The sequence below is a fragment of the Undibacterium sp. YM2 genome (genome assembly GCF_009937975.1).
In the GTDB taxonomy this organism is placed as follows: Bacteria; Pseudomonadota; Gammaproteobacteria; order Burkholderiales; family Burkholderiaceae_D; genus Undibacterium.
This window is the reverse complement of record NZ_AP018442.1, coordinates 129,783-145,002: the sequence shown is the minus strand read 5'-3', so window position 1 is coordinate 145,002 and position 15,220 is coordinate 129,783. Positions and strand designations below refer to the sequence as shown.

1 protein-coding gene (running past one end of the window) is annotated in these 15,220 nt (G+C 52.3%); it reads left to right on the top strand.

What is annotated here, in order from left to right; translation table 11 throughout:
- Positions 1–15,220 carry the end of a tandem-95 repeat protein gene (locus UNDYM_RS30190; RefSeq protein WP_162044930.1) on the top strand. 23,627 nt of this gene lie to the left of the window's left edge, so only the last 15,220 of its 38,847 coding nucleotides appear in the window; its start codon lies off the left edge, out of view; the stop codon is at positions 15,218–15,220.

Here is a 15,220-nt window from a genome sequence, read left to right as displayed (position 1 = left end):
GGATATCCCTATCAGCGCAGTTGACCCAAGTGGTCAGGCCGTCACCTTGTCCGTGACTGGCTTGCCTCGCTTTGCCACCTTCACACAAGTTGGCACCGGCAGCAACGCCAGGGCAGTGTTGCACTTTGCTCCTGGGGCTAATACGCGCCAGGACTATGCCATCACCGTTACCGCAACCAACGATGGTGGCGGCGACATCAACAAAGCCATGGCAACCAGCACCAGCTTCGTTCTGTCCGCCACCAGCCTGACCGAACCACCAGTCGTGACCGTCGCCCCGCGCTCCGTTGCCGTTGTCGGGCAAGAACTGCGCATCCCGATCAACATCAGTGATGCAGACCAGGACGCCCTGAGCATAGGCGCCCAAGGCTTGCCAGAAGGTGCCCGCATCGTCCGTGACGCCCAATACGGCCAGGCCTGGCTGGTCTGGACACCCACCGCAGCACAGCTCGGCGGCCATGACATCAGTCTTGAAGTGAGCGACAGCGGTTTGCCACCTGCCAACAGCGGCATCACCCTGCCAGAAGACTTTGTGGCAAAGCCCAATACCGTCATCACCGACCTGCGCATCGTCGTGCGTACCTCCAACAGTGCGCCTGAAGTGCTGGACGTACAAGCCAGTGGCGCACAGCTGAGCAGCACCAATGTTGCAGGCAGTAGTGTCAATGCCAGCGAAGGTGTACCCATGAGCGTCACCCTGCTGGTCAGGGACAGCGACTTTGATGCCATGAACTGGACCGTCAATGGCATGCCAGAAGGCATGAGCATGCAAGCCCAGCCAGGCAGCAATGGCCAGACCCGCCTGACCCTGAGCTGGACACCAGACATGCTGGCAGCACAAAAATCGACCGCAGCATCGCCAAATGGCACATACAAGCTGGTCATCCGCGCAACCGATGGACCGTCCTATGCAGAACACCAACTGACCATCAACGTAGCCAACGTCAATCTCGCACCAAAAATATTGCAGACACCACTGCAACTGGTAAGAGAAGGCGATACCCTGTCCTTCTCCTTGCATGACTTTGATATTGATGGCGACATCACCACTGTCAGCCTGCTGCGCGATGAAAACACACCGGTAGGTGTCAATTTTGATCCGCAAAACCGCTATTTTGAATGGACACCAGACTACGACACCGTCAACAACCTTAACGGCAAAGACCAGGCATTCAACTTCCGTTTTGCCGTGACTGACGGCAAAACCACCACCATCTCTACCGTTCAGGTCAGGGTAATGGATGCTAACCGTGCTCCACAAGTCTGGGCCAGCAACCACGCCATGGTCGTGGGCCAGGCGTTTACCCTGCCAGTAGTCCGTGGTGGCAATCCGTCTGCCGTTAATGCAGGCAGCAATGTTATTCGCATTGCCGATGCTGACGGCCAGGCGCAAACACAGGCACTGACAGTCGCCTTCGATAACCTGCCGGAAGGCGCAAGTTACGATGCACAAACCGGCCAGTTGCACTGGGTACCAAGTGCCGGGCAGATCGGTGACAGAACCGTCACCGCCCGCATCAGCGATGGCCAGACGAGCACAATGCAAAGTTTCACCTTGCGCGTTGTGGCTGACGCTACTGCCAACCAGCCAGATGTCTTGGTTGACCTGACGCCAGCTACACCGGTATTGCCAGGCCAAACCGTGCTGGCAACTGTCCGTGCGACAAGCTACTCCGACATCAGCCAGATACGCACGCAAATGCGTATCCAAACACCAGACCATACAGGCTGGACAGCCTGGAGCGATGTCAGCCTTGACGCCAGTGGCCGCGCCAAACTCGCACCAACTCAACCGGGGCTGGTCGAGTTGCAAATCACCGCCAGCGACGTCGACGGTTTCAGCAAGGTCTATACCAGGACCCTGTTGGTACGCGATCCGCAAGACACCAGCGCGCCAGTCGTGAGCTGGGGTGGCGCACTGCAGGGCGACAACACAGCACCTGTCAGCATGACGCAAGCCAAGCTCATACAGGCCCACATCAGCGATGTCCAGCTCATGGGCTGGCAATTGCAAATCGCACCTGCAAGCGCGAATGCAGCAAATCAAACTACAACAGCCTGGACCACACTGGCCGGTGCAGACACAACAGCACAATCGCTCAATGCGCAGTTGGACCTGACAACACTGGACCCTGCACAATTCATCAACGGCGTCTATCAGTTGCGTCTAACAGCCTGGGATTTGTCAGGTAAAACCACAGAAATCAATAGCCGCATCATCATTGACTCTGCACAGAAAACACTGTCGCAAGCGAATACCAGTGATGCCGTTTTCCAACTGGGGCAACATAGCCTTGCGCTTAATCGCAGTCTGAATCAGGTCGCAGGTCAAAACACGGTGAATGACCTGGGTAACTGGTCACTGGGCATCCTTGATACTCAACTGACTCATGATCAACTCAATACTGATCTTAACGGCGCAGCCTCACCATGGCGTGAAGGTGCCCGTGTATGGCTGCAAATGCCGGGTAGCCTGGACACGGCCAGCGCAGCCAGCCAATACCTGAGCTTCACACTGGGCACCAGTGCTGAGACCCTGAGGTCTGGTAATACCGTCAGCAATGCACCGCGCGTGCTGCACCCGGTATTCAGCAATGCTCAGGGTTGGACTCTGGAAGCAACCACCACCTATGCCCAAAATGGGTTTGAAAATGGGCAGGTTGTTTTGCAGCGTCAAGGTCAGTTGCTGTATGGTCTGGAAAATGGTTTGCCTTGGCAGCCACAGGCCTATACGTTGACCGGGCCGGACGGCACACGCTATCAGCTTGATGTTAACGGCAAAATCCAGCATATTGATTTTAAAGACGGCCAGCAATGGCAAGTCAGCGATGCAGGTGTCGCCTTGATCAGCGCCAACGGTGCTTTCAATAACAATGACCGCATCAACTTCCTGCGCAATGCAGAAGGAAAAATTACCCAGGTAAGTGGCAAAACCCTCATTGGCAGCACAACGATAGGTTATCAATATGATAGTTCTGGTCGTTTGATACTGGCACGCACATTGGGTGGTACTGATAAGGGCCAGCAAATTGGCTACCACGCAGACAACACGATAATTACCGGGCAAATTACAGCCAACCTGGGCTCTGTTGTGAATTGGGTTGCCCCGGCAGGAGCGCCCAATACACCAACTTCTGGTAGCTGGGCAGGTAACATCAATCCAGACGGCGTCAATTTAAGCTACATCATCCGTGAAAGCGAAATTGCTTCTACCATCAGAGTACCAGGCGGCACCGGTAGTGTAATTCTCGCAGTCGAAACTGAAGGCAACGACGTTCAACTCGTAATGAACGATGCAACCGTCATCAGTAGCAAACAAAACAATGGTCATACCACTACCTTGGTGCGCATTACCCAGGCCGGAATGAAACTGTTGACACTCAAAGGTACAGGTAATGCCAGGGTTCACGTCAGCCTGGCAGGGGATCTGAACAGGGATGGGAACGTTGATGGCCTTGACAGTGCGCTCTTTGCACAAATCGCTAATGTCAACGCCGATATCGATGGTGATGGCAAGGTAAATGCAGTAGATCGCCAGATACTCGAAACCATGTTCGGCGTCAAAGCAAACCAGACGCCGGTTGCCACTACGCAGACAGCCAGTGTGGTCACTACCCACATTGGTTTGCCCAAAACAATCAACTTGGCAAATCTGGCACAAGATCAAGAGGGTGATGCAGTCTCATGGCGCATGTTGGCGGCGACGAATGGCATAGCAAAAATGAGTGCGGATGGTCAATCTGTCGTCTTTACACCCGCACCCGGCTACTTTGGTCCTGCCACGATTACCATGCAGGCAGATGATGGCTTTGCAGTCAGTGCCCCCATCAGTATCAACCTGATCGTAAGTGCTTCACCTCTGCGCAATATCAATGTTAATCGCTTGCCCGTCATGAAAGCAGGTAGCGCTTTCACGCTGGAAATTACTGGTGATTACGCTGATGAGGCAGGTGTGGTATTGACTGGCGGCATGGTCAATATCCAGTCTTCGGACAATAATGTAATTGACGTCGATGCCAATGGCATTTTGCGTGCAAAAAATGACGGTACAGTAATCCTGTCAGTATCTGCCGGTGGATTGTCAATTGAAAATGCCATTACAGTAAGCCAGAACCCCAAAGCGCCAGAATACGACCGTTATGGCAATGAGCTCAACGTCTATCCCGTCACGATAGATTTACCTAGCGGGGTCGGGCAACGCCAAATCGACGTGCACACATTGGCAGGCCGCTATTTAGGTACTGACATAAGGTTTGCATCCTCTGGAACAAAGTACTTTATCAGTGACCCAACAGTCGCAGACATTTCGCCAGATGGGTTGATCACAGCCAAAGCAGGCGGTATTGCCACTGTTACGGTGATCAATGGCGGCTTGCAGGGTGTGCTTGAGCTGCGTGTCAGAGAAGCAAATGTTGGTCCTACCGTTGCCACTATTGATTACGGCGCGGTAACACAAGACAGCAACGGCAATACATTGATGATAGGTGCGCATTCCCTGTCACGTAACACCGTAGCGTCTATAGAAACTGTAAAAATCAGCGATATAGACATGCCATTGCCTGCGCCTGACTTGCTCAATGCGCTGGGTGCAGTCAAACTGGACCTGGGTGGCGCAACCACCAGCGTGCCTTTGCAACTGGCCATTAAAGTCAACGGCCCGATTGATCCGCAAACTGGCTTGGCCACTACTTTGCCAGTCGGAACGCCAGTCATGTTCTGGCAAGAAGGTACCATCAATGATGAAAACGGCGTAACCCATAAAACATGGTGGTTGATGGATGATGGCGTCATTGGCAGTGACGGACTGGCACATACAGCCAGTGAACCGTTCACGGGCGTCTCAGGTGGTGGTACCTTCCTCGTCACCGGGAAGCGTTTGGTTGATCACCAGACCGGTGCCGAGAAATTCCCGGTCGCGCTCATCAATTTTGACGCAATCTGGTCAGCATTGAGTTTCTGCGCAATAACACCTTTGGCCATGGCGCCCGTATCTGTCAGCACACTGTTTTCAGCATTGAAGCCAACAGTGATGAAGTACAGCCTGCAAGGCTCTTATCAGTTGCAGATACCGACAGAAGCATGGTTGCCCAATTCAAAGGTCACAATTCCATTACCGAAAAAACTGGAGCCTACCAGACCAGCAATTACCAATATTGATTACAACCCAAATACCAGATCATTAAAGGTAAGTGGTCTTAATTTCAATCAACCTGGAGAATCAGGCAAGAATTTTGAGCTCAGGCTTTGGCTGGTGCCCGTTGGTGACCAATTGTCAGAACCTACCAGGCCAGGAACTGCTCCTGTCAACGGCATGATATGGCAATCATTTGACGTTACAGGTTCAAATGACACTATTGAGATCAAGTTGCCAGAAGGCGTAGCCTTGTCCCAGCACAATGTCTATGTTGAGCGCGCACCTATCAAGCCGATCAAAGTGGTTCCTGATAAAGGCGCTTCAGGTGGCATGTATGGTCTCGGAGTAATTTTTGCTCCAACAACAGGCGAGGGCTTTAGTGGCCCTGCACTCACACAAACAGATGCAAGTGCCGTACTCCAGGCGGCCAAAGATATCTGGGTAAATGCCGGTGTTACCCCTGAAAGATTCGCTGACATCAGCCTCGAAGTGTATGAGTACACCGCAAATCAGTTGGCCTCTACAGACGGCAAGAAAATCAAATTGTCATCAACCGGCGCCAAGTGGGGCTGGTATATCAATACCGACCCTTCTGCCGATACAAATTATCTGCGCGACCCTGTATTGAATAAGTACATGGCCGTGCCAGGTTCTGCTGCTGATGGCAAGATCGACTTGCTCACCACCCTGGTCCAGCAACTGGGTGTGATTGCCCACGTTGCTGGTGATGGCAGTGACGAAAACGTCATGAATGAACAATTGGCCAGGGGTATACGTCGCTATCCGGCAGCAAATGACAAGGCCGACACAGACAAGCCAGCCAAACCCAGTCGCTCAGATGCACTTGATGAATTAAGGCATACACCTGTCGTTGAAGCGCCAAGTTACAGCCGCATGGTTGGTGCTGCACCTAATATTGCATCCAAAGATATCCTGATTACAACCGCATCTGGTCTTGATATTTTCCAACCAGAGTCGGCTTCCAACCCTGGCGCCAATCCGCAACCTGTCCTGCTGAAAAAACTGGAAAAAGACAATCTGGGTAATCCTCTGGAACTTGGTGGTTCATACACCCAGCAAATCGTCTTCAATGCTGATGCCACCCTGGCTTTCATTGCCGGTAGAAACAACAAGATCTATGTATTGGATACCGAGACCCAGGACATTGTTGCAACCTATACTGTCAAGGGCAGCAAAGCGCCGATCACAAGCCTGCTAGTCAACGACCGTTGGCTCTACGTGACAGAAGGAAGCAACTACGGCAGAGAAGGTGGTGCCCTGATCCGTATCAACATCGACGAATCCGGTGACCAGTTCCTTAAAAACCAGCAGACCCTGAATCTGGCTGGCGTCAAAGCACCTATGGGCTTCCGTGGCATGGCAATTAACAGTGAACGTTATCTCGCACTGACAGCCCCGGTTGAAACCATCAACATGATCAATAATATTTCCATGCCAGCCGGGAATGTTGTCGTGGTTGATCTGTTTGGCGTTTCAGGAAAAAGCGAAGTCTCATCTGAAAATATTGATGTGCTCCGCTCATCAGATTACCCGAATCAATTCTGGGGTAAAGGACCCTTGTTTATTTCCAGTGGCGAGAAACGCGGGCAATTCCTGCTTTCCAATTCCAAGGACATGTATCGCGGTGCAGCCGGTGTTACTTTTGCGACCAATCCAACTACCGGCAGGTTGCTTTCCAAGGCCAAGATCGTCGATTCTTCATTGACACCCAAATTGTCAGATCCATTCTGGCTCGAACGCAAACATCAGCAATCAATACAACGTAGCGCTGGCACCGTTATTATTAATTTTGATGGCAAGCAATACGCTCTGGTAGCAGATTACAATTTCATCTTCAACGATGTTCACTTTGATGCTGACCACAACTTCGGTCTGGGTAAGCAGATAGGTGGCAAGATAGGCGTTATTGAAGATCCCTTTGGCGTTAATGGAGAGCCAATCTATCTTGGTGCGACCACGCCAAGCCCAGGCATCGCTTTCAACCAGCTCTCGCTGGACCAAAGCGGCATGTTGTACGCAACGGCATTCGTTGAAGATACCTCAGGCCAGTACACAAATAATGTTGGTTCTGACCTGATGTACAACTCCGTATTTGTATGGAACGCAAGCCAGTTAGTGCAGGCCGCAATCAACGCAAAAGTAGCCGGTCGCAAGCTCTCAGTGCCTATAGATCGCCTGAGGTCACTCGACGACGCGCAAATAGAAGCCGTGAAACCGGCACGCTATGACATGGAAAAGAAAGACAAGATGTTTGGCTTTATCTATGGCATAGGCGCTTATTCTGACGCGAAAGTTCCTTCGCTCACCTTGCAGAACGTTCCTTACTTAAGGCCATTGGCACCAAGTATATATGACGAAGTCAAAGATATAGCCGATAAAGCAGCAGAACCTGTAGTGGTTCAGCCGGAGCCAGCTCCTGGTAAGCCAATTAAAAAAGACACTGATAATGGTACGGTTAATACCTTCCTGATACGGATGGTTGCACATGTTTCCTTGTACTCTAATGTCACTTTGAGGAATTTCAGCTCCCTACAGGGAAAAGATACGGACAAATACGATGCCAGAATAGATGATGCAAGAGAAGTTCTCGACAGAATTGATTACGATACCCAAAATCAATCGAGACCTCAGTCACATTTTGCAAGTTTCTTAAAAGCGGTTGATCAAAATGTTGAAGGCTTTATGGCGATGACGCCAGCCGCACTCGGGGTAGGTATGCGGGTAGGTAGCTTCCTCAACGAGTCCCTGACCGGACAAAAACAACCCACGCTTGCAGCTGCTACAGAAACTGAAGCAATGATAGACGCGGGTGAACCAGCATATAACATAGGTTTGCATTGGGCCGAAGTGTTTATAGGATCAAAAGCAAAAGTAGTTTTTGCTACAGGCGCTGTCGCCATCACTGACAAAATCCTGGCAGGTAAACAGAAAGAGGCTGAGGGTCTGACAATTGAAACCATGGTTAACTATAAAGCGGCCGGTGGGTACACAGGTGGCTTGCGTAGCAAACTAAGCAAGGCACTGAGTGAGCGCAAGCTTTTATTGAGTGAAAAAGAGCTCAATAAAGTGACGCAAGAAATGACGCACGGGGTCTACGGCGAATCTGCCAAGCGTAACCTGGAGGGCCCTGCGGAAAGCGAGAAACGCTATATAGTAGAAGAGCCGAAAAAAGATGCGGAAGGTAACCTCAAAGAGCCGGGCAAAGAACCAAGGATAGTTACTGAGAAAGATTTTGCTGAAGCTTGCGACAGCATCGGTTATATCAATGAACATGGGGAATGGGAATACAAAGCTTGCTTCGTCCCGGGTACATTAGTACATGCAAAAAAAGGTTTGGTCCCGATTGAACAACTACGCATCGGCGACTTTGTCTTGTCGCAATCTGAATTTGAAGGTGAACGTGCTTATAGGCGAGTACTGACAACATTCTCACACGAAGAAAAAGAAGTTTACCTGGTGCAGTTCGCCAGGACAGAAAACCGCCACATGGATTTTGTCGTCGCAACTGCAGAGCATCCTTTCTGGGTAACTGGAAAAGGCTGGGTATCTGCAGAAACCCTGCATTCAGGTTTGCCACTGGAGCTAATGGATGGTGCTGAGGCGATCGTAATAAGTTCAAGTAAAGTGCATCACACACAATTTGCTAATATTGTTTCTGCAAAAAATAATATTAATGGTGCTGATATGTTGCTGGATTTAAGCGATAACCAGGTAAAAATGCTGGACACAGTGCCACGTAGCGACACCGCACTCGCCATCGGCGGGACCTTCAAGACACGCGTCTATAACTTCTCGGTCGAGGGCTTCCATACCTATTATGTTGGCGATGCCGGGGTATGGGTTCACAATATGTGCAAAACCACGGAATCTGAGTCTCCTAAAGATAAAGCGACTGATGATGTATTGAACGGAAAAGGGAATGGGAATGCAACAGCCCCAAGTAATGAATTAGGTTCCAAGTCACTTACACCAGAGGAAATAATAGCAAAGGAAGCGAACCGAGAGAAAGCAGCAGCGGCATACGCAGAAATAGTAGCCAATCCTGGCAAGGGCAGGGCTGGTTCAAAAATCGATGATCTTCCAGAAGCAAAACATCCGGAATTAAAATCTACACCGTCTTGGGATAAGACTAGTCTTGAAGCAGAAATAGATAAGGCACAAAAAGCTTATGATGATGCCAAGACTGAGGAGACTAAAAGAGCTCTTGATGCAGCTAAATTAGAAAAGGAGGTACTGGATGATTTGGCGCAGTCAGACCGTCCAAACATAAAGTTGCAACCAGGAAAACCAAATGAAGGTCATTATCCAGATGGAGTTACTATTTGGCCACCGAATAAGCTTGGGGTCAATTGGAATGAAAATAAACCGAAGAAGGCGGGCAATCCCGACAGTATCGTTAAACCATGGGGAGCAACAGAAATTTATGCTCCAACAACCGCAGGTGTAAATGGGGTGAGAAGTGGCATTAAAGAAAAAGCAGAAAACCAAGCCGCAACTATCATTTTAAGTACTAAATTTTGGAAGCCGACAGACAAGAATGGCAATCCTATCGATCCGGTTGAAGCGCACAAGAGCTTGTTGCAAGAGTTGATGAATGGAAAGTTAATTCCGGAGCTAAAGAGAATAGTTTTGTATGATTCATTTGGAAATCGGAAAGTCATTGAATTCCCTGATCAGTTCGACCAAAAAGGTAAACAGACGAATGCCCCAGTCTATGGTTCCCAAAACCCCAAAACTGGTGTAACAATTCGTTCCGAGACGCCAACTGAGCTTACTCATGACGTCGATCCCCAAATCGTCGCCACTGAAGGCTCCACGGTGAATGTAATCCCGCTTGGAAAAGATGATCTTGGTGTTGCATTTGCTGCTGCAAAACAATATTGGATCAATGCTGGCATACCGCCAGCATTGATAGACACCGCATCACTTAATATTGGTAATTTGTCAGCCCGTATTGCCGCTGAAACGTCTGTGAATCACATTACGATGTCAGTTGATGGTGCAGGCTGGGGCTGGTACGTCGATCCAAATCCGTCTGCAAATACCGATTTCACCGCAACCAGTATCGCCAATGAATTCATAGCCAAACCAGGCAGCCCGGCCGAAGGCAAGCTAGACCTGTTAACCGTCATGATTCATGAACTGGGTCATGTACTTGGTCTGGGCGACACCAGTGACGAAACTGAAGCCATGGACGGCATCATTGCCCCCGGCATGCGCCGCTTGCCGAGTGCCAGCGACATTGCCAAACTGCGTGCGCAATTGGCTGCCAACCCGGCCGGTAATGCCAATGGCACGCCTGTCGTCTGGCAAACCATGACTAATCCTGCGCCTGTGAGCACTGTTGCCCAGTTCAAACCTGTGCAATCCACTGCCATGTTCAGCAACAACCTGAACACTGGCTGGCAAACCGCAGGCAATGTAGTCACTACCCCACAAGGCACAGTGACATTAGGCGAAAGCACCAGTGCCAACGCCCACCTGTCGCAGTCCTTCATGCTGCAACCCGGTGACCGTTACCTGGCCTTCACCATCAGCAGTCAGGACCTGCAAAGCAATGGCCTGGTGGACGGTGAAGAGTCTGGCCCCAAAGACGCCTTCGAAGTCGCCTTGTTGAACGCCAACACTGGCGCAGCTCTGGTTGGCACCAATGGTCTCAGCCATAGCGACGCCTTGCTCAACATCCAGACCGATGGCACAGAACGCCTGGCCAGCACCGTGCGCAAAGTCATGCACTCCGATGGCAGTGCCACCTACTACATCGACCTGCAACAAGGTATTGCCAATGGCGCCACCATTGCCGCCACACCTGCCTTGCTGTCTTTCGACCTGCTCGGTTTTGGTGCTGGCAACAGCCACGTCAGCCTGCGCGACATCCAGCTCATCAGCAAACCTGTCGCCTTTGATGACAACATCGTCAGCAATGAAGACCAGACTGTCGTTATCAACCCACTGAGCAACGACCTGTTCGGCACACCTGCTGCTGTACCCCAACTGCACATCACCACCCAGCCCGCCCATGGCAGCCTGGTGGTCAATGCCGACGGCACAATCAGCTACACCCCCACAGCCTTGTTCCATGGTGAAGACAGCTTCCAATACAGCTACACCGTCAATGGTGTGGATGTAGGGCAGGGCGCTGGCTCGGATGCAGCAGCCAACACCAGCAACATCGCCACCGTTCATTTGACCATCAAGCACGTCAACCACGCACCAACCGTGGTCAGTGGCAATCTCGATACCAACGTCACCGCAGGCAAAGCCTACAACTTTGACCCATTGCTCGCACCAGCAGCCAGCGACGTCGACCACGACAACATCGTTGCAGTCATTGACACCCAGCCAGCTCATGGCAACCTCGTCATCAATGCTGACGGCAGCTGGACCTACACTGCAGACAGTACGTATAGCGGAGAAGACAGCCTCGTCTACCACATCAACGATGGCGCAGCCAATTCAGCCAGCGTCACCGTCCACTTCCACGTCCAGCCTGCCAATACCGCCCCTGTGGCCAATAATGCCAGCCTGCAACTGCAAGAAGACGGCAGCATCACCATCCGCCTGACTGACTATGGTACAGATGAACAGCACGACACCCTCAGTGTCCGCATCAGCGCCCAGCCAGCCCACGGCAGCCTCACTGCGAATGCGGACGGCAGCTACACCTACGTGCCCAACCCATTGTTCCACGGTGACGACAGCCTGCGCTTCATCCTCAACGATGGTCAGCTCGATTCACAAGAAGCCACCATCAGCCTGCACGTTGCCCATGTCAACCATGCAGCTGTCGTCAACAACCGCAACATCAGCCTGGCAGAAGATAGTACAGCAGTGCTGAACCTGTTGAGCACTGCAACAGATGTCGATGGCGATGCACTGACAGTCCGCATCACCACGCAACCAGCACATGGCACATTGACGAAGAACGCAGATGGCACCTGGACCTACACCCCAGCAGCCAACTACAACGGCAGCGATGCATTCAGCTACGTCGTCAATGACGGAGCTGTCGATTCCAACATCGCCACCGTGAGTTTGAATGTTACTGCAGTCAACGATGCACCGACCCTCAGCAACCAAAGCGTCAGCCTGCTCGAAGACAATGCCACAAGGCTCAATCTGCTGACAGCCGCCAGCGATGTTGATGGCGATACATTGACAGTTCGCATCACCAGCCAACCAGCTCACGGCACGATTGTTAAAAATGCAGATGGCACCTGGACTTATACCCCAGCTGCCAACTACAACGGCAACGACAGCTTCGCCTATGTCATCAATGATGGCGCGGTTGATTCTAATATTGCTACCGTCAGTATCAGCATCGTCCCTGTCAACGACGCCCCGGTACTCACAGGCCAAAGCATCAGCATTGACAGTGGCGGCAGCAAAACCATCACCCTGCTGGCAAATGCTAGCGATGTTGATGACGGCGATGTCCTGGCAGTCAGCATCACCACTCAGCCAGCGCATGGCAGCGTGGTCAGGAACGCTGACAACACCTGGACTTACACGCCTGCCGCCAACTACAACGGTAGCGACAGCTTCGCCTATGTCGTCAATGACGGCACGGTAGATTCCAATGTCGCCACCGTCAGCATCAGCATTGCCGCTGTTACCCAGTCTGGCATCAATGCTGACCTGGGCATCGCCGGCAAATTCAACGTCTTCGCCTTCAATGACTTCAGCGGCACCAATAGTGACGTCCAGGGGGCAGTAGCCGTAGGCCACAACTTCAACGTCAGCAACTACAGCGTCAATGACCTCAATTTGCCTTACAACGGCCTCTCCCTCATCGTTGGCAATGACCTGGTTGACCATAACGGTGGTATCAATGGCACCGCCACCTATGGCAACCACCAGGACGCCTATGGGCAAAAGGCAGATGACCACGTCATCCAGGGCAACCCGCCATTTGCCTTTGCCGATGTCCAGGCCCAACTGAGCACGCTCAGCACCAACCTGGCCAGCCAGCCAGTCACAGGCACTGTCGTCCTGCAATACGGTGGCCTCACCTTCACCGGTGACGGCACATCCGCAGTGCAGGTCTTCAATGTCAGTGGCGCTGACTTCGCCAGTGCTGGTTACACCCACCTGGAGAACATCCAGCCAGGCCAAAGCATCATCGTCAACATCATCGGCGACACCGGCTTTGATGGTGGTGTGACAGACGCCTTTGATGGTTACAACACTCTGTTTAACCTCAGCACGGCCACTAGCTTCACCATCAACACCAGCATCTACGGCAACATCCTTGCCCCACGTGCCAGTGTCAATGGCGGTACCGGCTCCATCAACGGCAACCTCATCGTCAACAACTGGAACTCTGGTGTACAGATCAATGCCTACCACTTCTTTACACCTGCAACCACCAATGCACCTGGCACCACCCCGCCAGCGCAGGTCAACCACGCCCCCGTGGCCATCAATAGCAGCGCCAGCCTCGATGAAGACACCAGCATTGCCCTGAGCCTGCTCAGCAACGCCAGCGATGCTGACAGCGCAGATGTACTTGCAGTGCGCATCACCACCCAGCCCGCCCACGGCAGCCTCGCCAAAAACGCCAATGGCAGCTGGACCTACGCCCCAACGGCCAACTACAACGGCAGCGACAGCTTCAGCTACGTCGTCAATGACGGTAAGGCAGACTCCAACGTTGCCACCGTCAGCCTCAACATCAAAGCCGTCAATGATGCCCCGTTCGTCAGCAACCAAAGCATCTCCGTCGACAATGCCACCAGCATCCTCATCAAGGCACTCGGTACAGATATTGATGGCGACAGCCTCAGCAGCAAACTCATCAGCACCGCTGCCCATGGCACCGTCACCCTCAATACCGACGGCAGCTTCACCTACAAAGCCACCGCAGGCTATGTAGGCGGCGACAGCTTCAGCTACAAAGTCAACGACGGCAAGGTTGATTCCAACCTCGCCACCGTCAGCCTCACCGTCACTGCGGTAGCGCCACCGGCAATGACCAGTGCAGATCTCGGCCTGGCAGGCCAGTTCAACGCCTTCATCTTCAATGACTACACCGCCACCGGTGGTGAGGTTGCAGGTACCATGGCTGTAGGACACAACTTCAACGTCTCCGCCTTCAGCATGGACACCACCCAGAAGAACTACCAGGGCATGTCACTCATCGTTGGTAACCAGCTCACCTTCAATGGTGGCTCCACCCATGGCAAAGCCACCTATGGCAGCAGCAAGTCCGTCAACAACCTCCAGCAAGGTGATACCGTCGTCAAAGCCGCACCCCCATTCAGCTTTGCCGACAACAAAACCCAGCTAACGGATCTGTCCACCAACCTGGCAGCCCAAACCGCCAATGGCAAGACCAGCATCCAGTTCAACGGCATTACCTTCCAGGGAGATGGCACCAGCGGCACCCAGATCTTCAACGTCAAGGGAACTGATTTGCTCAATGTGACTTATGCCAACTTCGTCAACCTCACACCAGGGCAGACACTCATCATCAACGTCACCGGTGACAGTGGTATGCAAGGTGGTATGCCAGATGGCTTCAGGAACTACAATGCCCTGTTCAACTTCAGCACGGCGAAGAAACTGACATTCACCAACGTCGCCCTGAACGCCAGCATACTCGCACCGCTGGCAACAGTCAGTGGTGGTAGTGGTGTGGTCGATGGCAATGTCGTGGTGAATAACTGGAGCAGCAATGTCTACATCGCCAATAACCGCAGCTTCCAGGCAGCGGCTATGCCGGCGAAGCAGACACAGAGCCAGCAAACCATGGCCATGAAATCAGTGGCAGCCAACCCCTATGCGACCATGGTGAGCCAGCCCACACCGGCAAGCACAGATAGCAGCAAGGCCACGACAGTGTCAGCGACGCCTATGCAGGCGACGTCAAGCAATGGTAGTAGTGCGATTGTGATCCCGGCGGCAAGTGCGACAAGTAATTCAGCAGGAACAAATAACACCAGCAGCACAACGACAGCGGCAGACAGTGATCTGGCTATGGCGGCTTTGTTGGATAGTTTGGGGAATTCGTTGGGGAGTGCTTTGCAGGTGCAGATGGATAAAGATCTAAGGGATAGGATTTAA